The sequence below is a fragment of the Synechococcus sp. L2F genome (assembly GCF_024345695.1).
Taxonomy (GTDB): domain Bacteria; phylum Cyanobacteriota; class Cyanobacteriia; order PCC-6307; family Cyanobiaceae; genus MW101C3.
Genome location: NZ_JAGQBP010000002.1, coordinates 637,413 through 663,307, shown reverse-complemented (window position 1 = coordinate 663,307; position 25,895 = coordinate 637,413). Strand labels below are relative to the sequence as shown.

24 protein-coding genes are annotated in these 25,895 nt (G+C 68.1%); 7 read left to right on the top strand and 17 right to left on the bottom strand.

What is annotated here, in order from left to right:
- Positions 1-106 precede the first annotated feature (106 nt).
- Genes KBZ19_RS08135 through KBZ19_RS08120 form a run of 4 tightly spaced genes read right to left on the bottom strand, consistent with a single transcriptional unit; the run spans position 107 to position 3,742 of the window.
- A complete protein-coding gene (locus KBZ19_RS08135; RefSeq protein ID WP_255100546.1) occupies positions 107-1,417 on the bottom strand; it encodes an ABC transporter substrate-binding protein in 1,311 nt (436 codons plus the stop codon).
- A 4-nt stretch (positions 1,418-1,421) separates the two neighbouring features.
- Positions 1,422-1,928 (bottom strand): rod shape-determining protein MreD, encoded by a 507-nt coding sequence (locus tag KBZ19_RS08130; RefSeq protein ID WP_094514032.1) that lies wholly within the window; start codon positions 1,926-1,928, stop codon positions 1,422-1,424.
- A 3-nt stretch (positions 1,929-1,931) separates the two neighbouring features.
- Entirely contained in the window at positions 1,932-2,690 is a 759-nt protein-coding gene (gene mreC, locus KBZ19_RS08125; protein WP_255100545.1) for a rod shape-determining protein MreC, read from the bottom strand.
- 5 nt (positions 2,691-2,695) lie between these two features.
- Positions 2,696-3,742, bottom strand: coding sequence for a rod shape-determining protein (locus tag KBZ19_RS08120; protein WP_094513920.1), 1,047 nt, complete (start codon positions 3,740-3,742; stop codon positions 2,696-2,698).
- 183 nt (positions 3,743-3,925) lie between these two features.
- Here KBZ19_RS08120 and KBZ19_RS08115 point away from each other — a divergent pair, with 183 nt between their 5' ends.
- Complete coding sequence (locus tag KBZ19_RS08115) at positions 3,926-4,357, top strand: single-stranded DNA-binding protein (RefSeq protein WP_255100544.1); 432 nt, start codon at positions 3,926-3,928, stop codon at positions 4,355-4,357.
- Positions 4,358-4,440: 83 nt separating this feature from the next.
- Here KBZ19_RS08115 and KBZ19_RS08110 read toward each other — a convergent pair whose 3' ends face one another.
- Together KBZ19_RS08110 and ahcY are read right to left on the bottom strand one after the other, a co-directional pair.
- Positions 4,441-5,097, bottom strand: a complete 657-nt coding sequence (locus KBZ19_RS08110; RefSeq protein ID WP_094514035.1) for a DedA family protein — start codon at positions 5,095-5,097, stop codon at positions 4,441-4,443.
- 138 nt (positions 5,098-5,235) lie between these two features.
- Positions 5,236-6,690 carry an adenosylhomocysteinase gene (gene ahcY, locus KBZ19_RS08105; RefSeq protein ID WP_255100543.1) on the bottom strand — a complete coding sequence of 485 codons (1,455 nt, stop codon included), beginning with the start codon at positions 6,688-6,690 and terminating at the stop codon, positions 5,236-5,238.
- A 90-nt stretch (positions 6,691-6,780) separates the two neighbouring features.
- On the opposite strand from ahcY, the gene tsaE reads away from it, so the two are divergent.
- Entirely contained in the window at positions 6,781-7,275 is a 495-nt protein-coding gene (gene tsaE / locus KBZ19_RS08100; protein WP_255100542.1) for a tRNA (adenosine(37)-N6)-threonylcarbamoyltransferase complex ATPase subunit type 1 TsaE, read from the top strand.
- A 116-nt stretch (positions 7,276-7,391) separates the two neighbouring features.
- On the opposite strand, the gene KBZ19_RS08095 is transcribed toward tsaE, so the two are convergent.
- The 5 genes from KBZ19_RS08095 to mgtE all read right to left on the bottom strand — a co-directional run bounded on the left by KBZ19_RS08095 (position 7,392) and on the right by mgtE (position 14,191).
- Positions 7,392-8,417 carry a carbohydrate kinase gene (locus KBZ19_RS08095; RefSeq protein WP_399220127.1) on the bottom strand — a complete coding sequence of 342 codons (1,026 nt, stop codon included), beginning with the start codon at positions 8,415-8,417 and terminating at the stop codon, positions 7,392-7,394.
- A gap of 19 nt (positions 8,418-8,436) precedes the next feature.
- Entirely contained in the window at positions 8,437-9,645 is a 1,209-nt protein-coding gene (mutT, locus tag KBZ19_RS08090; protein ID WP_255100540.1) for an 8-oxo-dGTP diphosphatase MutT, read from the bottom strand.
- The gene (locus tag KBZ19_RS08085) at positions 9,645-11,237 is read right to left on the bottom strand and encodes an NCS2 family permease (protein ID WP_255100539.1); all 1,593 of its coding nucleotides are present in this window, start codon (positions 11,235-11,237) and stop codon (positions 9,645-9,647) included. The genes mutT and KBZ19_RS08085 overlap by 1 nt, the downstream gene beginning before the upstream one ends.
- Positions 11,238-11,375: 138 nt before the next feature.
- Positions 11,376-12,371, bottom strand: coding sequence for an RpoD/SigA family RNA polymerase sigma factor (locus KBZ19_RS08080; protein WP_315855866.1), 996 nt, complete (start codon positions 12,369-12,371; stop codon positions 11,376-11,378).
- Positions 12,372-12,688: 317 nt separating this feature from the next.
- Positions 12,689-14,191, bottom strand: coding sequence for a magnesium transporter (gene mgtE / locus KBZ19_RS08075; protein WP_094511096.1), 1,503 nt, complete (start codon positions 14,189-14,191; stop codon positions 12,689-12,691).
- 106 nt (positions 14,192-14,297) lie between these two features.
- Here mgtE and KBZ19_RS08070 point away from each other — a divergent pair, with 106 nt between their 5' ends.
- Positions 14,298-14,777: a glutathione peroxidase gene (locus KBZ19_RS08070; protein ID WP_094511097.1), complete on the top strand. Its 480-nt coding sequence runs from the start codon at positions 14,298-14,300 to the stop codon at positions 14,775-14,777.
- A gap of 33 nt (positions 14,778-14,810) precedes the next feature.
- Here the strand turns inward: KBZ19_RS08070 and KBZ19_RS08065 are convergent, their stop codons facing one another.
- Genes KBZ19_RS08065 through gyrB form a run of 4 tightly spaced genes read right to left on the bottom strand, consistent with a single transcriptional unit; the run spans position 14,811 to position 17,866 of the window.
- Complete coding sequence (locus KBZ19_RS08065) at positions 14,811-15,242, bottom strand: CrcB family protein (RefSeq protein WP_255100538.1); 432 nt, start codon at positions 15,240-15,242, stop codon at positions 14,811-14,813.
- Entirely contained in the window at positions 15,235-15,612 is a 378-nt protein-coding gene (locus KBZ19_RS08060; RefSeq protein WP_094511495.1) for a CrcB family protein, read from the bottom strand. The genes KBZ19_RS08065 and KBZ19_RS08060 overlap by 8 nt, the downstream gene beginning before the upstream one ends.
- Positions 15,597-15,908 (bottom strand): SH3 domain-containing protein, encoded by a 312-nt coding sequence (locus KBZ19_RS08055; protein WP_255100537.1) that lies wholly within the window; start codon positions 15,906-15,908, stop codon positions 15,597-15,599. Before KBZ19_RS08055 ends, KBZ19_RS08060 begins: the two co-directional genes overlap by 16 nt.
- Complete coding sequence (gyrB, locus tag KBZ19_RS08050; protein ID WP_094511100.1) at positions 15,908-17,866, bottom strand: DNA topoisomerase (ATP-hydrolyzing) subunit B; 1,959 nt, start codon at positions 17,864-17,866, stop codon at positions 15,908-15,910. Before gyrB ends, KBZ19_RS08055 begins: the two co-directional genes overlap by 1 nt.
- A 295-nt stretch (positions 17,867-18,161) precedes the next feature.
- On the opposite strand from gyrB, the gene miaA reads away from it, so the two are divergent.
- Complete coding sequence (gene miaA, locus KBZ19_RS08045) at positions 18,162-19,073, top strand: tRNA (adenosine(37)-N6)-dimethylallyltransferase MiaA (protein ID WP_255100536.1); 912 nt, start codon at positions 18,162-18,164, stop codon at positions 19,071-19,073.
- A gap of 60 nt (positions 19,074-19,133) precedes the next feature.
- A complete protein-coding gene (gene infC / locus KBZ19_RS08040; protein WP_094511102.1) occupies positions 19,134-19,793 on the top strand; it encodes a translation initiation factor IF-3 in 660 nt (219 codons plus the stop codon).
- A 49-nt stretch (positions 19,794-19,842) separates the two neighbouring features.
- Here the strand turns inward: infC and KBZ19_RS08035 are convergent, their stop codons facing one another.
- The gene (locus KBZ19_RS08035; RefSeq protein WP_255100535.1) at positions 19,843-20,649 is read right to left on the bottom strand and encodes a dienelactone hydrolase family protein; all 807 of its coding nucleotides are present in this window, start codon (positions 20,647-20,649) and stop codon (positions 19,843-19,845) included.
- Positions 20,650-20,800: 151 nt separating this feature from the next.
- Here KBZ19_RS08035 and KBZ19_RS08030 point away from each other — a divergent pair, with 151 nt between their 5' ends.
- A complete protein-coding gene (locus KBZ19_RS08030) occupies positions 20,801-21,829 on the top strand; it encodes a GntR family transcriptional regulator (protein ID WP_094511103.1) in 1,029 nt (342 codons plus the stop codon).
- 38 nt (positions 21,830-21,867) lie between these two features.
- Entirely contained in the window at positions 21,868-22,656 is a 789-nt protein-coding gene (gene cysE, locus KBZ19_RS08025; RefSeq protein WP_255100713.1) for a serine O-acetyltransferase, read from the top strand.
- A 32-nt stretch (positions 22,657-22,688) separates the two neighbouring features.
- Here cysE and secA read toward each other — a convergent pair whose 3' ends face one another.
- A complete protein-coding gene (gene secA, locus KBZ19_RS08020; protein ID WP_255100534.1) occupies positions 22,689-25,529 on the bottom strand; it encodes a preprotein translocase subunit SecA in 2,841 nt (946 codons plus the stop codon).
- Positions 25,530-25,895 lie beyond the last annotated feature (366 nt).

Below are 25,895 nucleotides of genomic sequence, written 5' to 3'. Positions count from 1 at the left end.
ATAGTTGCAGCGGCGCCGGCAGCCACCCGTCAGCACCATTCTCACCAAGCCCATCGGTGGCCTCGCCGTGCGGCGCGGTCGCCACGCCGCACGGCGAGGCCAGGGCTCAGGGCCAGCGACCTTCCGCGTAGAGGTTCCATTCCCGCTCCGCCGCCAGCACGGCCGCATCGCTGCTGATCTGGCCAAGCATGGCGCGCTGGAGCTGGCGGTAGATGATCGCCTGCAGCCGCTTCACGCCGGGGTTGGCGGGCACCAGCACCCGTGCCCGCCCCAGCGTTTCAGCTGATTCCAGGCGTGCCGCATGCACCAGCGCCTGCTGGGGATCGGCAGGCGTGTCCCGCCGCAGCTGTTGCTCGATCGTGGTGAGCGCCTGCCGGGCCGAGGGGAGCACCCGCGCCTGCTCAGCGAAGCGGGCCTGATTGCTGGCGTTGGTCAGGAACAGGGCAAAGCTCACCGCTTCCTTGGGCATGGCGCTCTGGCGCGGAACCGCCAGGTTCATGACCGCCACGTTGGCGGTGCCGTCGGGGCCGGTGAGCGGCGGGTGGGGTTCGGTGACGGCAGCGATCCCCGGGGCGTTGGTCTGGATGCTGCGCAGGAACTCGGCGCCGCTGGCCAGCATCGCCAGCTCACCGCCCTGGTAGAGCTCGATCGCACGCCGGTAGCCCTGGCTCACCACTTCACGCGGCAGCAGGCCACGGCGGTAGAGATCGGTCCAGAAGGCGAAGGCCCGCCGACCCGCCGGGCTGTTGAAGGCGGCCCGTTGGCGGTCATCGGTGAGGGTCACACCCATCTGCACCATCGACTCCAGCAGCTCGGCCGAGTCATCCGGCACCACCGTGACGAACAGCGCATGGCGGCCGGTGCGCCGTTTCACCGCTTCCGCGAAAGCCGGCACCTCCTCCCAGCGGCGCGGTGGGTCGGCGTATCCGGCCCGCTTCAGCAGGTCGCGGTTGGCGAGCGTGATGCGCGCCGTGAGGTACCAGGGGATCGCGAACTGTCCATCCGCGTTGCGGCTGGCTGCCCAGATGCGCTGCAGATAGATCTCTGAGGCCCCGGGCGGCAGCAGGGGGTCGAGGTCGAGCAGCCCCCCCTTGCTGGCCAGGTTGGCGGCGAACAGCGGGTTGAGGTTCACCACGTCGGGGGCGGTGCGGGCGTAGACCGCCGCCAGCAGCTTGCGCTCCACCGATCCCCAGGGGATGTCGGTCCAGCGCACCGTGATGCCCGGGTTCTCCTTCTCCCAGGCGGCGATCACCTCGGTGAGGTAGGCGTCGAACTTGGGGGAGAGATCGAGCGTCCAGACGTTCAGCTGGCGCCCCTGGCTGCGCGGACCGCCGCAGCCCGCCAGCACCGCCGCCAGCAGGGTCAGCACGGCACGCCGCCGCCAGCGCCCCCGGATCCCCTCGGTCAGCCCCCGCATCGCTTCAGCCCCTCGATGGTGCGTTCTGCTGCCGCCAGAGCAACAGCAGCAGCGAACAGATCATCGGCGCCAGCAGACCGGTGAGCAGGGTCTGGGTCAGCAGGGTGCGCAGGCTGCCGGCGAGAGGCAGCTGGGGGGGTAGGCCCAGCCGCTGCAGGATCAAGCTGAGCCCCAGCAGAAAGGTGCCGATCAGGGCCAGCAGCCCGAGGCTGAAGCTGCGCTCGAGCGGCGGTCCCTTGCGGCCGAGCCTCCCCCACCACCAGCCCAGCAGCACCAGCGCCGGAATCTGGGTGGCGCCATCGAGGGTGAGGGCGTCGAGCAACAGCCCCAGCCCAAGCCCGGCCAGGGCACCGGAGACCGGCCCATCGCTGATCGCCCAGGGCAGCAGCCACAGCACCGCCCAGCTGGGTGGTGCCCCCGAGAGGCGCAGGAGCGCGGGAGAGGCCAGCGTGAGCCAGGGCACGAGCAGAGCGCTGGCCACAAACCAGGGGTGGCGGTGCAGCTTGCCCACCATTCAGGGCGCCGCCTGCCGGGGCTGCACCAGCACCTGCACCCAGTCGATCGCTTCCACCGGCGCACTGAGCTGCACCACCGCCGTGGGCGCCGGCACGGCCTTTTCATCCACCGACTGGATCACGCCGACGCTCATCCCCGGCGGCACCAGCGTGCTGGCCGGCGAGGTGACCACGACATCCCCTGGGCGCACCTGCGGATCCTTCACCAGAAAACGCAGCTCGGGCCGGCTGCCGTTCACGCCGGTGAGCAGGCCCATGCTCTGGGTGCGCCCCACCCACACGCCAATGCGGCTGGAGGAATCGGTAAGCAGGGCCACCCGCGCGGTGGTGGGGGTGACGCTGGCCACCCGGCCCACCAGGCCGCCCGGGCCCACCACCGCATCGCCGCGGCGAATCCCCTGAAGCTCACCGGCGCCGAGCACCAACTGCTTCCACCAGCCCTCGGGTTCGCGCGAGATCACCGCCGCCGTGACCTCCTGGGGGTTGGCCCGCTGCAGACCCAGCAGGGTGCGCAGGCGCCGGTTGTCCTGCTCCAACTGGGCGAGTCGGCTGCGCTGGTCGAGCTGCTGGGCTGACTGCAACCACTCGCGCTGGGCCGTGCCGGGCCAGAACGGACGGCTGACCAGCGCGTAGGCATCCGTGAGGAAGGCCCCCTTGCTGAGGCGGACCCCCACCAGCGCCAGCAGCAGCAGCCACCAGGGCCAGGCCTGGATCACCCGTTGCAGCGAGGGGACGCGCGGCAGGCGCCCGAACGGCATGGATTTCAGGAGGACAGACGGGAGAAGTCAGGCGTGTCGAGCACGCGCTCCAGGCGCTTGTAGTCCTCCAGCACCTGGCCGCAGCCACTGACCACGCACAGGAGCGGGTCCTGGGCCACGTGGGTGAGGATCCCGGTTTCGTGGCTGATCAGCTCGCTGATGCCGCGCACCAAGGCACCACCGCCGGCCAGCATGATGCCGCGATCGACGATGTCGGCGGCGAGCTCGGGTGGGGTGCGCTCAAGGGTGCGCTTCACCGCCTCCACGATCACGTTGAGCGGTTCGGCCATCGCTTCACGGATGTCGCCGGAGCGCACGTTGATGGTGCGGGGCAGGCCGGAGAGCAGGTGCAGCCCGCGCACGTCCATCGAGGTCTCGTCGTGGGCGTCGTCGGGGAAAGCAGAGCCGATGCGGATCTTGATGTCTTCGGCGGTGCGCTCGCCCACCACCAGGTTGTGGACCTTCTTGAGGTACACACCGATGGCCTCGCTGATCTCATCGCCGGCCACCCGCACCGACTCGCTGAGCACGGTGCCACCGAGACTGAGCACCGCCACCTCGGTGGTGCCGCCGCCGATGTCGACGATCATGGTGCCCACCGGCTCCGTGACCGGCAGGCCGGCGCCGATCGCGGCCGCCACCGGCTCATCGATCAGGTGCACTTCGCGGGCACCGGCCAGGCCGGCCTCACGCACCGCGCGGCGTTCCACGCCGGTGACGCCGCTGGGAATGCCGATCACCAGACGGGGCGCCACGATGCCGCGGCCCTCGTTCCCCTTCTGGATGAAGGTCTTGATCATCTGCTCGGCGGCGTCGAAGTCGGCGATGACTCCGTCGCGCAGGGGGCGCACGGCGCGGATGTTGCCCGGGGTGCGGCCGAGCATGAGCTTCGCTTCATCCCCCACGGCCAGGGGCACACCCCGCTCAAGATCGAGCGCCACCACGGAAGGCTCCTGCAGCACGATGCCCTTGCCGGACACGTACATCAGTGTGTTGGCCGTTCCCAGGTCGATGCCGATGTCGCGTGAGAGCTGGAAACGTCGAAAGAACACGTAGGAGCACCTGAGCGGTTGCGATCATAGGAGCGGGATCTGGCAGCAACCCCCCCGACGGTGGCGGTGGTACATCCGGGTGGAACGGGGGAACCTTCAGGGAGAAGCGGCCTGCGGCACCTTGAGGCAACGGGGCGCATCATTGATTCAACAACTCCACTTTTTTCAACGACAGGACAATCCATGGGTGTGAATTCCGTGACGCTGGTGGGCCGTGCCGGCCGTGATCCCGAGGTGCGCTACTTCGAATCCGGCAGCGTGGTCGCCAACCTGACCCTCGCGGTCAACCGCCGCAGCCGCGACGACGAACCGGACTGGTTCAACCTCGAGATCTGGGGCAAGCAGGCCCAGGTGGCCGCCGACTACGTCAAGAAGGGGTCGTTGCTGGGGATCATCGGCAGCTTCAAGCTCGACCGCTGGACCGACCGCACCACCGGTGAGGAGCGCACCAAGCCGGTGGTGCGGGTCGACCGACTCGAACTGCTGGGCTCCAAACGTGACGCCGACCAGGGCGCCTACGACGACGGCGGCGGCGCTGGCGGCGGTTTCGGGGGCGGCGGCTATGGCGGCGGCTTCGGTGGTGGCGAGCCGAGCAGCGAGGAAGTTCCGTTCTGAGCCGCCTGCAAGGGCGTTGCCTTCAGCCGGAAGGTGGTCTTGGGCGGCTGGGCGGCCTGCGTGGCTTCCCCAGGGACTGAGCCTCAGTGGCTGTCCTGGCGCTTCTTCCAGATGCGCAGCCCCAGCCAGGCGCCGGCGGCCAGCACGGCGAGCACCAGCACCACCTTGATCACCCGGGCCACCGGTTCGATCCACAGCTCGACGTTGCTGTAGCCCTCGCCCAGCAGCATGCCCGCCACTGTCAGCAGCAGGGTCCAGATCAGGCTGCCGGCCGTGGTCCAGATCAGGAAGGGCACCATCGGCATCATCTCGATGCCGGCGGGCACGGAGATCAAGGTGCGGATGCCGGGCACCAGCCGGCCCCAGAACACCAGGGCGGTGCCATGGCGGCTGAACCAGGTGCGGCTGCGGTGCAGCTCCTGCGGGCTGATGCCGATCCAGCGCCCATGGCGCGAGAGCCAGTGCTCGATGCGTTCCTCGTTCACCAGCCGCCCCACCCCATACCAGGGCAGGGCGCCGAGCACGGTGCCGAGCAATCCGGCCAGCACCACCGGAATGAGGCTGAGCTGCCCCTGCTGCACATAGAAGCCCCCCAGGGGCATGATCAGCTCGGAGGGGATCGGCGGAAAGAGGTTCTCGAGGAACATCGCCGCAAAGATCGCCGCATAACCGGCCATCGGGTTGGCCTCCACCGCCGAGCCGATCAGCTCGGGCAGTTGCTGAACCAGTTCGATGGCCATGCCGGCGGGCTCGTGATCGGGAAAGTCTTCCACGCTGACGTGAAGGTTGCCCGATGCTCAGGGAAGCGCCTTGCCGGCGAGGCCATCAGGCCTGCCGGCGAAGCAGCAACGCTGGGCGCGGAACTGTGGGGCGCGGGATCAGTAGCGGTAGTGGTCGGACTTGTAGGGGCCTTCCAGCGGCACGTTGATATAGGCGGCCTGCTCGGGGGTGAGCTCGGTGAGTCGGGCGCCGATCTTGTCGAGGTGGAGGCGGGCCACCATCTCGTCGAGGTGCTTGGGCAGCACGTACACCTCCTTGCCGTAGTGGTCGCCTTTGGTGAACAGCTCGATCTGAGCCAGCACCTGGTTGGTGAAGGAGTTGCTCATCACGAAGCTGGGGTGGCCGGTGGCGCAGCCCAGGTTCACCAGCCGGCCTTCCGCCAGCAGGATGATCTTGTTGCCGCTGGGCAGCAGCACGTGATCCACCTGGGGCTTGATGTTGTCCCAGGGGTACTGCTTCAGGGAAGCCACGTCGATCTCGTTGTCGAAGTGGCCGATGTTGCACACGATCGCCTGATCCCGCATCTGGATCAGGTGGTCGTGGGTGATCACGCGGAAGTTGCCGGTGGCCGTCACGAAGATGTCCACATCCCCCACCACGTCGTCGAGACGGACGACCCGGTAGCCCTCCATCGCCGCCTGCAGCGCGCAGATCGGATCGACTTCGGCGATCATCACGCTGGCACCGAGGCCACGCAGCGACTGGGCGGAACCCTTGCCCACATCGCCATAGCCGATCACCAGGGCCACTTTGCCGGCCACCATCACATCGGTGGCGCGCTTGATGCTGTCGACCAGGGATTCGCGGCAGCCGTAGAGGTTGTCGAACTTGCTCTTGGTGACGGAGTCGTTCACGTTGATGGCAGGGAACGGCAGTTCACCGCTCTTCTGCATCTGATAGAGACGCGCCACACCCGTGGTGGTTTCCTCGGTGACGCCCTGGATCTGGGCGTGGATGCGCGAATAGAAGCCGGGCTGGGCGGCCAGGCGTTGACGGATCGACTGGAACAGGGCGATCTCCTCTTCGCTGCCGGGGTTGTCCAGCACCGAGGGGTCCTGCTCCGCCTTGGTGCCGAGCACCACCAGGCCGGTGGCATCGCCACCGTCGTCGAGGATCATGTTGGGTGTGCCGCCGTCGGCCCACTCCAGGATCCGGTGGGTGAAGGCCCAGTATTCATCCAGGGTTTCGCCCTTGAAGGCGAACACCGGGATGCCGGCTTCCGCCATCGCGGCTGCAGCGTGATCCTGGGTGGAGAAGATGTTGCAGGAGGCCCAGCGCACTTCAGCGCCGAGAGCCACCAGGGTTTCGATCAGAACGGCTGTCTGGATCGTCATATGCAGGCTGCCGGCAATGCGGGCACCCTTGAGCGGTTGCTGGCTGCCGTACTTCTCACGCAGCGCCATCAGACCGGGCATCTCGGTTTCAGCGATCGCGATCTCCTTGCGGCCCCAGGCGGCAAGGCCGAGATCAGCGATCACATACGACGACGGGGTGGACAGTCCGGTTGCGGCGGCAGCCGCAACGGACGTGGCAGCTGAAGGCGTGGCCAGCATGGGGAAGCTCCGAAGGGAGAAGGATTGGGGATGTGGAAATATCTGCAGAGACGCCGAGGCTTCGGGCTCGCTTAACGGGAATCTACAGGGATGGAACAGTCTGCTGAGATCCGGGTGTGCCATCTGGCCGATGCGGCAGCCACGGCGGCGCTCGGGCGGGAGCTGGCGTCGCTGCTGTTGAACGGCGGCGGTGCTGCCAGCGGCGCAGCACCTCCCACTTTGCTGCTGCAGGGGGAACTGGGGGCCGGCAAGACCTGCCTGGTGCAGGGTCTGGCCCTGGCGCTGGGAATCGACGAACCGATCACGAGCCCCACCTTCGCCCTGGCCCAGCACTACAGCGGCCGGGGCGCTGACGGCGAGCCCCATGCCCTCGTCCATCTGGATCTCTACCGGCTGGAGCAGCCGGCCGCCGCCGCTGAACTGTTCGCCCAGGAGGAGGAGGAAGCCGGCGCCCTGGGGGCGGTGCTGGCGGTGGAGTGGCCCGAACGGCTGCCGTGGCTGCCCGATGGCGCCTGGCGGCTGGAGCTTCAGCACGACGGGGACAGGCGCCGGGCAGTGCTGCGACCGCCGCACTCAGCCGCCTGAAGGCCTCAACTCCTTGAACAACCGGACCGTAGGCGACCTCCAGCTTCGCCCCGGGCCGTGTCCGGGATGCGCTGCAGCCGATCGAGGTTGACCGGCTCGACATACCCGGGGGGTGCTCATAGGGCGTCGGTCCCCGCTGCACTCTCACCCAGAACGGCCAGAACCTGCTGCTCGCTCGGCTGGGGATCAATGGCGCCGGCACCCTGGCAAACCAATGCACCGCAGGCGGCTGCAAAGCGCAGAACCTGCTCCACGGCGCTGACGACCACCGGCTCTTGCAGCAGCCCCGGCCGGCCCACCAACTGGTGCAGCAGGCCTGCCAGGAAGGCATCACCAGCACCGGTGGTGTCGATGGTGGCCACAGCCACGGAGGGCAGCCGGCCACCGCAGGCTCCCACCGCCCAATCGATCGGCTGGGGGCCATCGGTGATCAGCACGGCGGGCCGCTGCGGCAGGGCCCGGCGCACGACTGTGGCGTTGGCGCTGCCGAACAGCCAGAGGGCCTCCTCACGGCTGCACTTGAGCAGGGCCGCCTGCGTCAGCAAGGGCTCAAGCCGCTGCCGCACCGCCGGCGGCGGGCCCTGCTCAGCGCCGAGCCCCCAGAAGGTGGGCCGCCAGTTGACGTCAAGCGCCAGCGGCAAGCCATGCGCCCCGGCAGCCAGCAGCAGCTCCTGCAGCGCCGCTGCCGCCGCAGCGGAAGCCAGCGGAATCGTGCCGCAAAGGAGCCAGCGGGCCTGGGCCAGCAGCGGCGCCAACGCCCCGGCCAGCGCCGCGGCATCGATCGCCTGATCAGCGAAGCCCTCCCCCCGGTCGCCGGCGAAGCCGCCGAAGTGGCGCTCACCTGCGGCATCGCGCCGCACCAGCACCGTGCGGCTCGGGCGCAGCGGATCGCACTGCAGCGCACGGGTATCCACCCCCCGCTCCAGCAACAGAGCGCGGAAGGCGGCGCCGATGCGGTCGTCGCCCAGGCGGCCGATCAGCGCGGCGCCGGTGCCGAGGCGCGCCAGGGCGCAGGCCACATTGGCCGGGGCACCGCCGAGCCTGTCGTCGACCGGGGTGTCGCGGGCCGGATCGCCGCCGGGCGGGCCGAGCCGATCAACGAGTGCTTCGCCGAAGCAGAGCACCCGGGCAGGGGAAGGCACCGTCACGGCAGGCTCGCGCTCAGTTCTCTCCACACTCGCCGGTGGGCCCGGAGGCCGCCACGGGCGCCGCGCCGGCCAGCCGCTCCAGCAGCGCCGCGATGATGCGCGCATTGGCGGCAGGAAAGGGGAAGGCCGCCAGCCCCTCCGGCTCCACCCAACGCACCTGCTGACTGGCCAGGGGCTGCGGATCTCCCGCCAGCCAGCGGCAGAGATGCACCACGAAGCGGAGACGCTTATGGCTGTAGCTGTGCTCCAGGGTGATCAGCTCCTCGCCCACCTCCGCCTCGATCGCCAGCTCCTCGCGCAGTTCGCGGGCGATGGTGGCCGCGATCGCTTCGCCCGGCTCCTGCTTGCCGCCGGGGAATTCCCACAGCCCCCCCAACAGCCCCTCCGGCAGGCGCTGATCGATCAGCACCCGGCCGCGCCCATCCAGCACCACCCCCACGCCGATCACTTGAAAGGGCAGCGGCCGGGGGGCGTCCTTCACGGGGTAGCGGGCGGGGTCGCCGGCAGCGTAAGCAGCGCATGGGTTCCGCCAGGGGCAACGGCCGCAGTCGGGGGAACGGGGGGTGCAGACCGTGGCGCCCAGGTCCATCAGAGCCTGGTTGAAGGCCCGGGGTCGCTGCCGGTCGAGCAGCAGCTCGCTCAGCCGCCAGAACCCGGCGAGCACCCGTTTCGGCGGGCGGGGAGCGGCGATCAGGCGCGCCAGCACCCGCGCCGCGTTGCCGTCAAGGATCGCGAAGGGTTGATCGAAGGCCGAGGACAGAATGCTGCCGGCGGTGCTGCGGCCGACGCCGCTCAGCGCCAGCCAGCCAGGCAGGTCACGGGGCCAGGGGTCGGCGCCGGGGGCGCTGGCATCAAGCAACTGCCGCGCCCCCTGCTGCAGGCGACGCGCCCGCCCGTAGTAGCCCAGGCCCTGCCAGAGCAGCAGCACCTGCTGGGGGTCGGCGGCGGCCAGAGCCGGCAGGTCCGGGAAGGCCGACATCCAGCGCTGCCAGTAGGGCAGGGCCACAGCCAGCTGGGTCTGCTGGAGCATCACCTCCGCCACCCACACCCTCAACGGATCGAGGGGTTCGCCATCCAATGGCGGGCGGCCATCGGACCGCAGCTTCCACGGCAGGCTGTGGCGCCCGTGCCGCTCCCCCCAGGCCAGCAGGGCGGCACGCAGCTGCTGCAGGGGTAAGTGCTCCTGCCTCTCTGCCCAGCCAGCATCACGCCGCCCTGCCATCAGCAATCTGTATCCGCCGCACCCCGCTGACGGGCCAGGGCCGCGGCGCTGAACACCAGGGCCATGAGCAGGTACCCGAGCGCCCAGCGTCCGCCCGTGCCCCAGCCCATCTGCAGCACGGTGTCGCTGGCGGTGAAACGCCAGGCGTGAATCAGCCCGAACCAGGAGGCCAGGGCCGCCAGGCCGGCAGCGATCGCCGCGGCCACGAACCGCTGCTCGATCACGTACACCACCATCGCCGCCAGCAACATCGCCGCCACGATCTGCCCCTGTTCCAGAGCGAAGGCGCCGGCCGCCCACACATCAGCCTGCTGCAGCGGCAACAGCAGGGCCGGACCGAAGGGCTCGGCGGCGCTGCCGGCCCCACCGGCCCGCAGGCCGGCCTTGAGCAGCAGGGCGCCCCAGCCCGCCAGGCCTGGCAGCAGGCCCAGCACCACCGCCGGCGCATGGGCGGCGGGGGTGGCCTGAAAGCTCTGGGCGGCGATCACCAGGCCGATGTAGAGCACGATCGCCATGCCGGCTTCAATCGGCACCAGCTGACCCACAAGGCCGAACACGCCGAACAGGCAACCCAGCCCCATCACCACGCCGTTCAGCCACGAGTAGCCGATGCGGGCCCCCATGCCCTTCCAGCCGGGATGGCCGATGTAGATGGTGGTGGGGAAGCAGGAGCCCAGGGCGGCGGCCACGATCGTGCCCACGCCGTTGATCAGCAGGGAGCTCTTCACCGGGTAGCGGTCACCGGCGGCTTCGGCGCTCTCCAGGTTCTGCAGCGACCCCAGCAGGTTGAACAAGCCCATCGGCACGATCACGCCGAGCCAGGGCAGCAGTTGCCCGCGCGCCTGCCACAGCGCAGCCAGTTGCAGGGGCGGCAGATGCAGGCCCACCTGAGCGGCGTTCGTCTGCCAGGTGAGGGCATCGATCGACACCAGGCCCGTCGCGGCCGCCAGCACGATCCCGAGCAGCACCGCGATCAGGCCGCCGGGCAGAGGCAGGCGCAGCTGGCCGTAGTAGGTGACAAGAATCACCGCCAGCACCGCCAGGCCCACCACCGGCTGGGCATAGGTGCGCAGCAGGAACCCCAGTGCGATGTAGCCCAGGGCAATGCCGGCCAGGGTGGAGAGCAGCGCCGCCCGCGGCAGCCAGCGCCGCAGGCCCCCCACCAGCCAGGCCCCGCCCGCCTCGATCAGGCCCGAACCCAGGCAGGCCATCAGACCCGCCTGCCACGAGAGACGCACCGCCTCGGCCTCCGGCAGCCCCTGACCCAGCGCTGCCAGCTTCACCGGAAGCATCACCAGGAACACGTAGGCGAACAGGCTGACCGTGTTGATGCCGTAAGGAAGGGCGGTGCGATCGCCACGGCCCTCGCGCTGGGCCAGGCGGAAGGCCTGCCAGGCGTAGGCCCCGTTGCCCACCACCAGGCTGAGGCCAGCCGCCGGCAGGATCACCTGAAAGATGAGGGCATCGGGGAAGCCGAGCACGCCGCGGCAGAGGCCAAGGATCAGCAGGATCTGGATCAGGTTGTCGAGGCCGAGGCCCATCAGGCCGTCGATGTCGCCGGCCACCAGCCAGCGGGGTCCGGAGCTGGCCATGGGCCAAGAGGCAGACGGTGGCTGCATGATCGCCCGGATGCAGCAGCGGGACGGTTCCGGTGCCATGCGGCGCACCGGAAGTCATCGCTCCCAGGGCAGGGCCGGCAGCTGGCCCTGAGCCAGGCGCTCGGTTGGCCCTCAGCTGGCCACGTAGTCCTCCACGCTTTCGCTGAAGCGGCGCAGGCTGGCGAGGCCATCACGCTCGAGGTTGCGCACGCGGTCGCGGCTCATGCCGAGGATGCGGCCGATGCCGGTGAGGCTCATCGGTTCTTCCACATCGATGCCATAACGCATCTTCAGCACATCGCGCTGCAACCCCGGCAGTTGCTCCAGCAGTGCCCGCATATCCCCCCTCAGGCATTCGCTGTCCACGCTCTCCTCCGGCAGCGTCCCGTCCCCCTGCAGCAGATCCAGCAGCTCCGTATCTTCCCCGTCGCCCACCTTCGTTTCCAGGCTCACCGGCTGCCGTGCTCGGCACAGCAGATCCTTCACCTCCTCCTCCGGCAGCTCCACCGCCACCGCCAGCTCACTCAGCGTGGGCGTGCGGCCCAGCTCCTGGCTCAGCTCCCGCTGACCCTTCTTCAGCTTGTTCAGCGTTTCGGTGATGTGGATCGGCAGGCGGATCGTCCGGCTCTTCTCCGCAATCGCCCGGGTGATCCCCTGCCGGATCCACCAGTACGCATACGTCGAAAACTTGTAGCCCCGCGTCGGGTCGAACTTCTCCACACCCCGCACCAGGCCGATCGTTCCCTCCTGGATCAGATCCAGCAGCTCCATGTTCCGCTTGGTGTACTTCTTCGCCACGCTCACCACCAGCCGCAGGTTCGCCGCCACCATCCGCTCCTTCGCCCGCCGCCCGCTCGCCAGCTTGCGGCGCAGCACCGGCACCGGCAGCTCCAGCGCCGCCGCCAGCACCTCCATCGTGGGTTTCACCCCGCCGGCGCGCATCTCCAGCTCCAGCTCCGTTTCCTCCAGACGCATCAACTCCTGCACCTGGCGGCCCAGCGTGATCTCCTGCTCATGGCTCAGCAACGGCACGCGGCCGATGTCCCGCAGATACGAGCGCACCAGGTCGCCGTCCACGGGGGGCAGGGAACGGGGCAGAACCACGGGCCGGGGGTCGGCATCGGCCAGCGACTCGACGGGCCGGGACGGGGAGAGAGCGACAATCACGGCGTGGTGTTTTGACAGTGTGTAAAGCCTAACCTGAAGAAGTGTGAAGTCCCTCTCATCTCGGACTCTTCGGGGCGACATTCCCCTGAGCGCCACCCAGAGCAGCCAGGGTCTGAGCAGTGCCGGTCGCCAGCTTCTTCCTGCCCTGGCGCTCACTGGCCAGAGCCGCTCATCCACCCACAACGCAAACCCTGCCTGGGGAGTAGGCGCAGCCATCCAGCCAGCAGGCCCGCCAAACGGCCCCAAGGCGCTGCCTCCGGCAGCCGCCTACCGCCCAGCTAGAGCGGCATCCCGAGCGAGTCGAGCAGCCAGGTGGCGGTCCTGAGGTAGATGAACACCCCTGCCACGTCGGTGGCGGTGGCGATGAAGGGCGCCGACATCAGGGCTGGATCGAGCCCCAGCCGATCGAACAGCAGCGGCAGCGCCGCGCCGGCCGTGGCCGCCAGGGTGGTGATGGCCACCAGGCTCAGGCCCGCCGCCACCGCCACCAGCCAGCTGCCTGACACATAGCGGGCCCAGGGCACCACCACCAGCACCATCAGCACCCCCAGCAAGGCGCCGGCCACGGCCTCGCGCCAGATCGCCGGCCAGGTGCCGAGCGCCTGGATGCGCTGGGTGCTGAGGCCACGGATCACCACGGTGGAGCTCTGCGAACCCACGTTGCCGCCCGTGCCGATCAGCAGCGGGATGAAGGCCGTCAGCATCACCACCCGCTTGAGCACCGACTCCTGCGAGGCGATCACCGCCGCGGTGCCGGCATTGGCGATCAGCAGCACGAGCAGCCACACCACCCGGCGGCGGGCCACGGTGAACAGGTTGCTGCGGAAGTAGTCGTCCTCATCGCCCGCCTGAACGGCGCCGGCCGCGTAGAGGTCACGGGTGGCCTCCTGCTGGATCACATCGATCACGTCGTCGACCGTGACGATCCCCACCAGTCGCTCCTCACGGTCCACCACCGGCACCGCCAGGAAGTCGTAGCGCTGGATCACGCGGGCCACCTCCTCCTGATCCGTGGCGGTGGTGACGTTCACCACCTCCCGGGTCATCACATCGCCGATGCGGTCTTCCGGGTCGGCCATCACCAGATCCCGCAGCGAGAGGATGCCAGTGAGATGGCGCGAAGCGTCGGTCACATAGAGGCTGTACACGGTTTCAGTGTCCCGGGCCCGCCGCCGCACGATGTCGAGCGCCTGAGCGGCGCTGTGGAACTCCTTGAGGTCGATGAATTCGGTGGTCATCAACCGGCCGGCCGTTTCCGCCTCGTAGCCCAGCAGCTGGGCCGTGACCCGGCGCTCCGCCGGGCTCAGCTCCATCAGCAGGCGCCGCACCACCTTGGCGGGCAGTTCATCGAACAGCCGCACCCGGTCGTCCGGCGACATCTCCTCCACCAGCTCCAGAACCTCGCCGGAACGGAGCCGCTCCACCAGGCTCTGCTGCACATCGCCATCGAGGTATTCGTACACCTCGATCGCCTTGTCCTTGGGCAGCAGGCGGAAGGCCAGGGCCTGCAGCGTGCGCGGCAGGGTGCCGATCGCCTCGGCGCAATCCACCGGCTGAACCGGCTCCAGCAGCAGTTTCACGCCGCCGTAGTTGCTGGCCTTGAGCAGGGCTTCCAGCTGGCGGGACACCACCTCGGCCACCTGCAGGCCGCCGCCGAGCACGATCGTGGAGCCGCTGATGCTGCCCACTGCGCCACCGCCGTGCTCAGCGCCGCCGGACTGGCCTCGGCCGGCAGGATCCTGGCGGCCATGGCGGGCGCCGCCGCTGTCGAGCTCGCTCATCGGCCCCGAAGTGGCGGCACATCGAGTGTATGGGGAGGGTTCCTGCCACGGCCTCCCCGCAGCGGCGCTCAGCTTCTAGGGTCAGCCGGCAGCGACAACAACAACCATGAGCGTGAGCGTTTCCAATGTGGTGGTGCGCAGCGCCACAGGCGCGGAGACACCGCTGGCCGGCTATGCCGGCTCGGTGCTGCTGATCGTGAACGTGGCCAGCCGTTGCGGCTTCACCCGCCAGTACGCCGGCCTGCAGACGCTGCAGGACACCTACGGAGCACGCGGCTTCAAGGTGTTGGGCTTCCCCTGCAACGACTTCGGCGCCCAGGAACCGGGCACCCTGCCGGAGATCCAGCAGTTCTGCTCCACCACCTATGGCGCCAGCTTCGAGCTGTTCGACAAGGTGCAGGCCAAGGGCGTGAAGAGCGCTCCCTATGACGTGCTCACCCAGGCCGAACCGGCCGGCGATGTGGAGTGGAACTTCGAGAAGTTCCTGGTGGGCAAGGACGGAACGGTGCTGGCGCGCTTCAAGAGCGCCGTGGATCCCACCGGCCCTGAGCTGACGGCAGCCATCGAGGCGGCCCTCGCCGCCTGAGCCGACCGCAGAGGCGGAGCGGCTCCATGCCGCTCACAGCCTGCGTCGCCGCAGGGCGGCCATCAGCCGATGGCTGGCGGCGGCCCCTGCGGCCGCTGCCAGCAGACCCAGCACCAGGCTGGCCAGCAGCAGCCAGAGTCCCTCGCCGGCGCGATCGAGCTCGGCCAGCCGCACCAGGTTCAGCATCCAGCTGCTGAAGGTGGTGAGGGCCCCGCAGAAGCCGATGCCGAGACAGAGCACCAGCGGCGTGCGCCAGGGGATCGGACCCGCCAGCAGGCCGAGCACCAGGCAGCCGGTCAGGTTCACCAATAGCTGCGCCCAGGGGGCACCGCCCAGCACAGGGCCGAGACGCGTTTCCGCCTGCCAGCGCAGCAGCGCGCCAGGCACCGCCCCCGCAGCCACCAGCAGCAGCTCCACGAGCTCGAACCGCAACCGCCGCGCCTGAAGGTCGCCCGGGTCAGGCACGGGCTACCGCCTGCCCCAGCAGCACGGCCAGCACGCCCAGCAGCACGGAGGCCGCCAGCAGCGCCAGTGTTTCGCGTCGCCTGCCGGCCTGCCAGGCCAGCAAGGCTTCCAGCATGAAGGTGGAGAACGTGCTGAAGCTGCCGAGAAAACCGGTGCCGATCAGCAGCAGCAGGGGGCTGCCAGTGCCGCTGGAGCGATCGAGCGCCACCACCAGCCCGAGCGCGAAGCTGGCGGACACGTTGACCGCGAGGGTGGCCCAGTGGCGATGAGGCAACAGCGGCTCAAAGTGGTTGACCAGCCGCAGCCGCAGCCAACTGCCGGGTACCGCACCGACGGCCACCAGCAGGGCCTCATTCACCCGACCAGCCAGCCGCGCCGGGCCGTTCCGGCGGCAGCCGCTGCCTCGACGTGCAACCAGCGTTCCCCCTCGGGCTCCTGCCACACGCGCAGCAGCCGCAGCGGCGCACCCGCAGACACGGGCAGCAGGCAGGGGGCGCGGTGATGGGGAGAAGCGCGCAGCACGCCATCGCGCGAGCCCTCAGCAAGCAGCGGATCGCCGTTCTGGCGGCGGCGCAGCTCCGGCGTGCGCCAATCGGCGCCACCGGCGGGGAGGGAGGCCGGAGCGATCAGGGCGAAGCCCAGCACCCAGATCCAACGCCAGGCCATCAGATGTCGAGCTGAGCGAAATCGAGCTCGGCGCTGTGGGTTTCGATGAATTCGCGGCGGGGCGCCACTTTGTCTCCCATCAGGATGGTGAAGATGCGATCCGCTTCAGCGGCATCTTCGATCTCCACCCGCTTCATCTTGCGGGTGGAGGGATCCATGGTGGTCTCCCACAGCTGCTTGGGCATCATTTCCCCCAGACCCTTGAAACGCTGGAGGGTGTAATTGGCCTTCTCACCAAAGCCATCAAGGGTTTTCCTGAGGTCTTTTTCGTCGTAGCAGTAGGTGTGATTCTTGCCGCGCTCCACCTTGTAGAGAGGCGGGCAGGCGATGTAGATGTAGCCGCCTTCCAGCAACATCTTCTGGTAGCGATAGAAGAAGGTAAGCAGCAGCGTGCGGATGTGGGCGCCGTCAACATCCGCGTCGGTCATGATCACGATCCGGTGATAGCGCAGCGAGGATTCATTGAATTCTTCTCCCTTGATGCCCAGCCCCAGGCCGGTGATCAGCGCCTGGATCTCGGTGTTCTTGTAGATCTTGGCGTCGTCGGTTTTCTCGATGTTGAGGATCTTGCCACGCAGGGGCAGGATCGCCTGGAAGCGGCGATCGCGGCCCTGCTTGGCGGAGCCACCGGCGGAGTCGCCTTCCACGATATAGATCTCGGATTCGGACGGATCGCGGGAGCTGCAATCGGCCAGCTTGCCGGGCAGTGTGGAACTCTCGAGCACCGATTTACGGCGCACCAGTTCACGGGCGCGGCGAGCCGCCTCAGCGGCGTTGAAGGCCTGGATCGCCTTCTCCAGGATCAGGTCGATCACCTGGGGGTGGAACTCAAGGAATTCGCTCAGCGATTCGCCCACCACGGTGTCCACGATGCCGCGCACCTCGGTGTTGCCGAGCTTGGTCTTGGTCTGACCTTCGAATTCCGGATCGGGCACCTTCACCGACAGCACGGCGGTGAGCCCCTCGCGGATGTTCTCGCCCGCCAGGTTGGAATCACCGTCTTTGCGCTTGCCACGCTTCCTGGCGAAGGTGTTGAGCGTGCGGGTGAGAACTGTTTTCAGGCCCTCGATGTGCGTGCCGCCGTCGACGGTGCGGATGTTATTGGCGAAGCCGAGAATGCTGTCGGAGTAGGCGTCCACGCACCATTGCAGCGCAGCCTCCACCTGCACACCGTCCTTCTCAGCATTCACATAGATGATGTCGGGGTGAAGGGGATCCTTGCCGTCGTTCATGTAGGCGACGTACTCGCGGATACCGCCTTCGTAGTGATAGATCTCCTCGTGGGCGCTGCCGTCGGCGCCGAGGGCCTCGCTGCGTTCATCGCGGAAAACAATCCGCACACCGCCGTTGAGATAGGCCAGCTCCCGCAGCCTGCCGGACAACGTGGTGTAGTCGAAGTGGATGCCGCCGGAGAAGATCTCGATATCGGGCTTGAAGCGCACCGCCGTGCCCGTGCGGCCGCTGGTATCGGCTTCCGAGCGCAGGGTTCCGATCGGGGCGCCGCGCTCGAAGCGCTGGCGGTGCACCTGATCCTGCCGGTGCACGGTCACTTCCACCCACTCGCTGAGCGCGTTCACCACCGAAACGCCCACGCCGTGCAGACCGCCGGACACCTTGTAGCCGCCACTGCCGAACTTGCCGCCGGCGTGCAGCACGGTGAGCACGGTCTCCAGGGCCGACTTGCCGGTGCGCGGGTGCACGTCGGTGGGGATGCCGCGTCCGTTGTCGGTGACCTCTGCGGAGCCGTCCTCGCAAAGGCGCACCAGGATCTCGGTGCAGTGGCCGGCAAGGGCCTCGTCCACCGAGTTATCCACCACCTCATACACAAGGTGATGCAGACCCCGCGGCCCGGTGGTGCCGATGTACATGCCGGGGCGCTTACGCACCGGTTCCAGGCCTTCGAGCACCTGAATCTGTTCGGCGCCGTAGGCGTGCTGAACTTTGGAGGAGTCGCTCATTCCGAAAGGCTCAGGTGGCAAGTTGCGGCGTGCGCCGGTAGCCGGGTGAAGCGGTGCAGCAGCGGCACAGGGCGCTCAAAAGGCCAATCGAGGTGTCGATCTTACCACTGCTGCTTCAGAGGGGCGCCCAGGGGGCGCTCAGCGCCCGTTTGCGACAGGGATGCACCCCCCAGTCGCATCTCTGCTCCGTCCGTCCCGCGCCGGGACCGCCCGCAGGCCTCCGGCGCATCCCCTCGGGCCGTTCCTCAGCGAGGCTCAGGTCACCCCGCGCGCGCCCTGCGCAGACGCCCCCCGGATGGCCGCTTCGCTTCCCCTCGTGCTCGTGCTGCTCGGGCCCACCGCCAGCGGTAAGTCGGCCCTGGCCCTGGAGCTGGCCGGCCACTTCGACCTCACGGTGCTCTCGGTGGATTCCCGACAGCTTTATGCGGGCATGGACATCGGCACCGCCAAACCCACCGCCGCCGAACGGGTGCGCGTGCCCCACGGCCTGCTCGACCTGCGCCAGCCCGACCAGCCGCTGAACCTGCAGGAGTTCCGCCAGGCGGCCGAGGCCGCCATCGCCGCCGAACACCAGCGCCGCGGCGTGGCCTTTCTCGTGGGGGGCAGCGGGCTGTACCTGCAGGCCCTCACCCAGGGGCTGCAGCCACCGGCGGTTCCGCCACAGCCGGCCCTGCGCGCCCAACTGGCGGCGCTGGGGCCAGCCACCTGCCACCAGTTGCTGCGTCAGGCCGACCCGGAGGCGGCAGGGCGCATCGACCATGCCGACACCGTGCGCACCCAGCGGGCCCTGGAGGTGCTGTACGCCACCGGCCGGCCCCTGTCCAGCCAGCAGAGCCAACGGCCACCCGCCTGGCGTGTGCTTGAACTGGGCCTTGACCCCAGCGACCTCAGGCAGCGGATCGCCCGCCGTACCCGTTCGCTCTATGCCGATGGCCTGGTGGAGGAAACGCAGGAGCTGGCCCGGCGCTTCGGCCCCAACCTGCCGCTGCTGCAGACGATCGGCTACGGCGAAGCCCTGCAGCTGCTGGCGGGCGAGCTGAGCGAGGCGGAGGCGATCAGCCGAACCGACCAGCGCACGCGGCAGTACGCCAAGCGCCAGCGCACCTGGTTCCGGCGCCGGCATGACCCGCTGTGGCTGGATCCGGCCGCTGGCGCCACCGATCTGCTGAGGGCCGCCATGGTGGCGGTCGAAGGGGTTCTAGGGTAAGTGTGAGTGCTCGACGGCTGTTCCCCGTGCCGGCCTCCGCTACGCCCCTCGCTTCTTTGAATGCCTCCTCGTCCTCGGTTTGATCGTCGTGCTCCCGTGCGGGAGCTCCCCAACATCAACGAACGCATCAGTTACCCCCAGTTACGGGTGGTCGATGCCGACGGCAGTCAGCTCGGCGTGATCACCAGGGAGGAAGCCCTCGAGGTCGCCAAGGACCGTGAGCTCGACCTTGTGCTGGTGAGCGAGAAGGCGGATCCGCCGGTGTGTCGGATCATGGACTATGGCAAGTTCAAGTTCGAGCAGGAAAAAAAGGCCAAGGAAGCCAAGAAGAAGTCGCATCAAACCGAAGTCAAGGAGGTGAAGATGCGCTACAAGATCGATTCGCACGATTACCAGGTGCGCATCGGTCAGGCCATCCGCTTCCTCAAGGACGGCGACAAGGTGAAGTGCACGGTGATCTTCCGCGGCCGGGAGATTCAGCACACGGCGCTGGCTGAGCAGTTGTTGTATCGGATGGCCAAAGACCTCGAGGAAAGCGCCGAGATCCAGCAGGACCCCAAGCGCGAGGGGCGCAACATGATCATGTTCCTCACGCCGCGCAAAACGCCGCTCACCAAGGAAAAAGATGCCGCTGCCCTGGCGGCCAAGGCGGTGCGCACCATTCCTTCACCGCAGCGCCAGACCAGCGCCGCCGCTGCAGGCGAGGCCGCCGAGGGCTGAGCGCAAACGCAGACGCAGAGCGTTGCTCGCTGATGCGGCACGCCCATGCTCAGAGCGTGGTGGCGAACAGTTCGAGCATTCCCTGCCAGCCGGCGGCGGCAGCAGCGGGGTCATGGTCGGGCCTGGCCTCGCACATGAATCCATGGCCCGCCTCCAGTTCGATCAGCCGGTGGCGCCCGCCCGCCGGATCGGCCTGGCGTAACGCAGCCCCGATCGCCGCCAGCTCAGCGGCCGGCATCAGCGGATCGCGCCGCCCGCAGAAACACCAGACCCTGCCAGTGACCTCCGGTAACACCTCCAGGGTGGGGGGGCCGCCCCCCGGCCTGCCGCTGGCCACCCCTGCCCCGTAAAAGTCTGCGGTGGCAGCGATCTGGGGCAGGCTGGCCGCCAGCAGAGCGGCGTGGCCGCCAAAACAAAAGCCCACGCAGCCCAGCAGGCCGGCCCCGGTGCGTTCCTGCAACCACTGGCAGGCCACGTCCAGATCAGCCAGCAGCTCGGCGCTGCTGGTGCGGTCCTTGTGGCTGCGTCCTTCGGCCAGATCATCGGCGCTGTAGCCCAGCTCCAGGGCCGGAGCGCTGCGGGCGAACAGTGGCACCGCCAGCGCCGCATACCCCTCCAGAGCCAGCCGGTCGGCGACCGAACGCACCCAGGCGTTGATGCCGAAAACCTCCGGCAGCACAAGGATGGCGCCCCGTGCGGGCTGGGCGGGAGCAGCCCACCAGCAACGCAGCGGCACCGAAACCACACCGGTGCGCTGCGCCTGCTCGCCTGCCAGCGAACCTGCCGGCCTGTCAGCAGCCACCAGGCCAGAAGCAGCAGCAGCGGGGGCTGCGGGAAGGGTGATCCACTCGGCCACGGATGCTGTCGCAGGGGTCGGCCCACACGATGCCACTGCGGCGGTTGGGCCAGTGGCGGAGCAACCGGCACAGTCTCTTATGACAAACAGGGAATTGTCACCGGGGCCGAAGCTCCGTAGGGTGTCCCCAGACGTTCAGGTCCGGGCCGGCGTGCGATTTCACATCCAGCAGGAAAGCGACATCCCGGCGTCGACCCAGCTGTACAACCAGATCTGCTTCGCGATCGCGGCCCGTCATTACCCGCCGGGCCACCGCCTGCCGAGCACGCGGCAGCTGGCCATGCAGACCGGCCTGCACCGCAACACGATCAGCAAGGTCTACCGCCAGCTGGAGAACGACGGTGTCGTGGAGGCGATGGCGGGCTCCGGCATCTATGTGCGCGATCAGCAGAAGCCGCGCGAGCTGAAGGCACCGCCGGGCCTGCGCAACCGCCTGCGGCCCGACATCGACCGCGAGGTGCGCCAGTGCGTCGACGGCCTGCTCAACGCCGGCTGCACGCTGCAGCAGGCCAGGGAGCTGCTCACGCGCGAAATCGACTGGCGGCTGCGCTGCGGCGCCCGCGTGCTGGTGAGCACACCGCGCGAGGACATCGGCGCCTCGCTGCTGATCGCCGAAGAACTGGTGCCCGTGCTGGAGGTGCCCGTCGAAGTGGTGCCGATGGAGGAGCTCGAGGCGGTGCTGGAGAGTTCGAGCAACGGCACGGTGGTCACCAGCCGCTACTTCCTCCAGCCCGTGGAGGAGTTGGCCCAGCGCTTCGGCGTGCGTGCCGTGGCGGTGGATCTCAACGACTTCCGCCACGAGCTCGATCTGCTCAAGGAGCTGCGGACGGGCAGTTGCGTGGGCCTGGTGAGCATCAGTCCCGGCATCCTGCGGGCCGCGGAGGTGATCCTGCACAGCATGCGCGGCAACGAGCTGCTGGTGATGACCGCCAACCCCGACGTGGGCAGCCGCCTGCTGGCCCTGCTGCGGGCCGCCAGCCACGTGCTCTGCGACCGACCGAGCCTGCCGCTGGTGGAGCAGACCCTGCGCCAGAACCGCGCCCAGTTGATGCGGCTGCCCCAGGTGCACTGCGCCCAGAGCTACCTGGGGGCCTCCACCATCGATCTGCTGCGCAAGGAGATCGGCCTCACCGGCCAGCGCGATGGCTACGGCGATCCTGAAACCATGAAGGTGGGATGAGCAGCGTGAAGCCATCTCCGCCCGGCTCGATCGGGCGGTTGCTGCGTGCGATCGGCGCCGACCTGCGCATGATCAAAGAGCGCGACCCTGCCGCGCGCGGCACGGTGGAGATCCTGCTCTGCTATCCGGGCTTCCATGCCCTGGTGCTGCACCGTTTCAGCCACCGCCTGTGGCGGCTGGGCCTGCCGCTGGTGCCGCGGGTGCTCTCGCAGGTGGGGCGCAGCCTCACCGGCGTGGAGATCCACCCGGGCGCGCAGATCGGCCATGGGGTCTTCATCGACCACGGCATGGGCGTGGTGATCGGAGAAACGGCCGTGATCGGCGATCGCTGCCTGCTGTTTCAGGGGGTCACCCTCGGCGGCACGGGCAAGGAACACGGCAAGCGCCATCCCACGCTCGGCGAGAACGTGGTGGTGGGGGCAGGAGCGCAGGTGCTCGGCGCGATCGCGGTGGGATCGAACACCCGCATCGGCGCCGGCTCGGTGGTGCTGCGGGATGTGGCGCCCGACAGCACGGTGGTGGGCGTTCCCGGCAGGGTGGTGCATCAATCGGGGGTGAGGATCGATCCTCTGGCGCACTCGCAGCTGCCGGATGCGGAAGCCAGGGTGATTCGCAACCTGATGGAGCGCATCGACACGCTCGAAGGTGAGGTGGGTCGGCTGCAGAACTGCCTGCGGGAAGTGGCCGCCGGCCGCCCCCTGCAGGACATCTGCGGCGGCAAGGCCCAGAACCTGAGGGACCGCGAAATCCTTGAGTTCCTGGGCGATGGGCCCGGCGATGGGCCGGGTAGCGGGCTGCTGACGGCGCCGACTGACGGCGCCGACTGACGAATGAGCTGCTGCGGCGCAGGCTCTGACGCTCAGCCGGTGACCACCGTTTCGGCGGTTTCCATGCGGGGCTGAAACATGAACATGGAGTAGATCACGTTGCGGCGCATGGAGGTCATCATCTCCAGGAACATGTCGTAGCCCTCGTTCTTGTATTCGATCAAGGGATCCTTCTGCCCGTAGCCGCGCAGACCCACCGATTCACGCAGGGCATCCATGGCCTGCAGATGTTCGCGCCAGAGGGTGTCGATCTGCTGGAGGATGAAGAACCGCTCCGCCTCCCGCATCAGCCCAGGCCTCACCTGCTCGATCTGGCTCTCCTTGAGGTCGTAGGCGTTGCGCAGCTGCTCGCGCAGGAACGCCTTGAGCTCTTCAGTGGAAAGGCCCTGGAGCTGCTCGGGCGTGAGATCGGCCAGCAGGTACACGAACTCCTGAACCTTGGCCACCAACCGGCCCAGATCCCATTCCTCGGGCGGCAGATCAGGGTTCACATAGGCATCCACAATGTCAGACATGGTGCGTTCGCCGTAACCGATCACCTGCAGCTTGAGCTCCCGGCCTTCGAGCACGCGGCGCCGCTCGGCATACACCGCTCGGCGCTGGTTGTTCATCACTTCGTCGTACTCGAACACCTGCTTGCGGATGTCGTAGTAGTAGGTTTCCACCTTCTTCTGCGCCCCTTCCAGCGAACGGGTGAGCATGCCCGATTCGATCGGCATGTCTTCCTCCACCCGGAAGGCATTCATCAATCCGGCCACACGTTCACCACCGAAGATGCGCAGGAGGTTGTCTTCCAGCGAAAGGAAGAAGCGGGTGCTGCCGGGATCGCCCTGACGTCCGGCCCGGCCGCGCAGCTGGTTATCGACCCGGCGCGATTCGTGCCGCTCGGTGCCGATCACGTGCAGACCACCGGCCTGCCGGACCCGCTCCTCCTCCTCCTTCACCACCACGTCGTACTCGGCGCGGACCCGGGCGATCAGGCTGCGCAGCGCCTGAATCTGGGGGTCGTCGGTGGGGGCCTTCTCCGCCGCCTGGGCGATCCGGTCTTCCAGCTGCAGCACGCTGAGGGCCCGGTCACCCCAGGCTTTCACCAGTTCACGGGCCAGCTCCACCAACGATTGCTCGGTGGCGGGGGTGAGGGCGCAGGGGAAAAGAGCGCCGATGGCACGGGCCTCGCTGGGCGCCGAGGCCGGCAGGGCGGCACCGGGAGCAAAACCGGCACGGGAAGCCTCCCGGGGCAGGGGGATCGGCGGCCGATGGCCCTCCTCCGGCCGCACCAGCAGGGGCAGGAGCACTTCCCTGAGCTTCAGCCGTGCCATGTAATCGGTGTTGCCGCCGAGGATGATGTCGGTGCCGCGGCCCGCCATGTTGGTGGCGATCGTGACGGCTCCGGCCCGGCCGGCCTGGGCCACGATCTCCGCCTCACGTTCAACGTTTTCGGGCTTGGCGTTCAGCAGGTTGTGGGGAATGCCCTGCTCGGCCAGCAAAGAGGAAAGCAGCTCCGACTTCTCCACGCTGGTGGTGCCCACCAGGATGGGGCGCCCGTCGTGGTGAATGGTGGCGGTTTCCAGAGCCACCGCCCGCCATTTGGCCACTTCGTTCTTGTACACCTGATCCACCAGATCGGTGCGGGAGCGCTGCCGATTGGTGGGCACCACAGTCACTTCGAGTTTGTAGGTTTTCTCGAATTCCACTTCTTCTGTCTTGGCGGTGCCGGTCATGCCGGCCAGGCGTGGATAGAGCAGGAAGAAGTTCTGGTAGGTGATGCTGGCGAGTGTCTGAGTTTCCGGCTGGATCGGCAGATTCTCCTTGGCCTCAATCGCCTGGTGCTGCCCATCGCTCCAGCGGCGACCGGGCATCACCCTGCCGGTGAACTCATCCACGATCACTGCGTCTTCGCCGCGCACGATGTAGTTGACATCTTTGATGAACAGCTCCTTGGCCTTGAGCGCATTGGTGATGTAGTGGGCCCAGGGATCGGCGGGGTCGAACAGGTCTTCCACTCCCAGCAACTGCTCAGCCTTGGCATACCCCTCATCGGTGAGGGTCACATTGCGCTGCTTCTCATCCACCTCGTAATCCCCTTCGGGATCCACACCATCTTTCGAGCTGCCTTCAGCACGGATGAGCTCATTGGCAATATCAGCAGCGCGGCGGTATTTCTCCTGGGGGCGCTCCACCTGCCCTGAGATGATCAGGGGCGTGCGCGCTTCATCCACCAGGATGGAATCAACCTCGTCAATCACGCAATAATTGAATTCACGCTGCACCACTTCTTCGATATCATTCGCCATGTTGTCGCGAAGATAATCAAAGCCCAGCTCACTGTTGGTGGCATAGGTGATATCGCAGCCGTAGTTGCGACGCCGCTCGCTGGGCGGCATGTCCTGCTGGATCAGCCCCACGGACAGCCCCAGGAAGCGGTGCACCTGCCCCATCCACTCGGCATCACGACGCGCCAGGTAGTCGTTCACCGTGACCACGTGCACACCCTTGCCGGTGAGCGCATTGAGATAGGAGGGCAAGGTGGCCACAAGGGTCTTGCCTTCACCCGTCTTCATCTCGGCGATCTGCCCCTCGTGCAGCACCATGCCGCCGATCAGCTGCACATCGAAGTGGCGCATCCCGAGCACCCGCTTGCCCGCTTCGCGCACCACGGCGAAGGCTTCAGGCAGGAGCTCATCGAGAAGCTGGCGCTGACGGGCCGGGGTTTCCGCCTTTGCCAGGCGCTCACGGAAGTCGACGGTCTTGCGCCGCAGGTCGTCATCGTCGAGAGGGGCCACCTCCTCTTCAAACAGATTGATGTCGGAAACGAGCGGTTGGTAGCGCTTCAGCTTCCGGGCATTGGGATCTCCCAGGAGGAGCTTGAGCATGGAAACGGACCATTCGTATTGCGTCACCCTACCACCGCAAAATCATGGTCGGGAGCGGAGAAGCCAGCTGCTGCAAGGGTTTTCGGCACCCGCGCCAGCGGGAATCCACCCCTGCTGGTCGTGTGAACAGCCTTGGCGCGCCGAAGCTGGCGCCTTCAGCTGGGCAGCGGGCGTCGCTGATGCCCTTCAGGCCAGAGCAGGCCAGAGCAAGCCAGAGGCTCACCCAAACCGAAGGGCGAGAGGGCGGGGCCTCCAGCGAGAAACGAACGTTGCTGGGAAGCCGTCAGGGATGGCCGGGTCGGCATCGATCGACCGGCGTCAGCCCCCCACACCACAACGTGGGGACGAGCCGGTCTGGCAAGGTGC

Coding starts and splice junctions, on each gene's coding strand:
- KBZ19_RS08110 (WP_094514035.1), bottom strand. CDS start 5,097: ATGGCCATCGAACTGGTTCAGCAACTGCCCGAGCTGATCGGCTCGGCG.
- mutT (WP_255100540.1), bottom strand. CDS start 9,645: ATGGCAGGGCGGCGTGATGCTGGCTGGGCAGAGAGGCAGGAGCACTTA.
- tsaE (WP_255100542.1), top strand. CDS start 6,781: ATGGAACAGTCTGCTGAGATCCGGGTGTGCCATCTGGCCGATGCGGCA.
- ahcY (WP_255100543.1), bottom strand. CDS start 6,690: ATGCTGGCCACGCCTTCAGCTGCCACGTCCGTTGCGGCTGCCGCCGCA.
- KBZ19_RS08070 (WP_094511097.1), top strand. CDS start 14,298: ATGAGCGTGAGCGTTTCCAATGTGGTGGTGCGCAGCGCCACAGGCGCG.
- secA (WP_255100534.1), bottom strand. CDS start 25,529: ATGCTCAAGCTCCTCCTGGGAGATCCCAATGCCCGGAAGCTGAAGCGC.
- mgtE (WP_094511096.1), bottom strand. CDS start 14,191: ATGAGCGAGCTCGACAGCGGCGGCGCCCGCCATGGCCGCCAGGATCCT.
- KBZ19_RS08085 (WP_255100539.1), bottom strand. CDS start 11,237: ATGGCCAGCTCCGGACCCCGCTGGCTGGTGGCCGGCGACATCGACGGC.
- mreC (WP_255100545.1), bottom strand. CDS start 2,690: ATGCCGTTCGGGCGCCTGCCGCGCGTCCCCTCGCTGCAACGGGTGATC.
- infC (WP_094511102.1), top strand. CDS start 19,134: ATGCCTCCTCGTCCTCGGTTTGATCGTCGTGCTCCCGTGCGGGAGCTC.
- miaA (WP_255100536.1), top strand. CDS start 18,162: ATGGCCGCTTCGCTTCCCCTCGTGCTCGTGCTGCTCGGGCCCACCGCC.
- KBZ19_RS08115 (WP_255100544.1), top strand. CDS start 3,926: ATGGGTGTGAATTCCGTGACGCTGGTGGGCCGTGCCGGCCGTGATCCC.
- KBZ19_RS08135 (WP_255100546.1), bottom strand. CDS start 1,417: ATGCGGGGGCTGACCGAGGGGATCCGGGGGCGCTGGCGGCGGCGTGCC.
- gyrB (WP_094511100.1), bottom strand. CDS start 17,866: ATGAGCGACTCCTCCAAAGTTCAGCACGCCTACGGCGCCGAACAGATT.
- KBZ19_RS08055 (WP_255100537.1), bottom strand. CDS start 15,908: ATGGCCTGGCGTTGGATCTGGGTGCTGGGCTTCGCCCTGATCGCTCCG.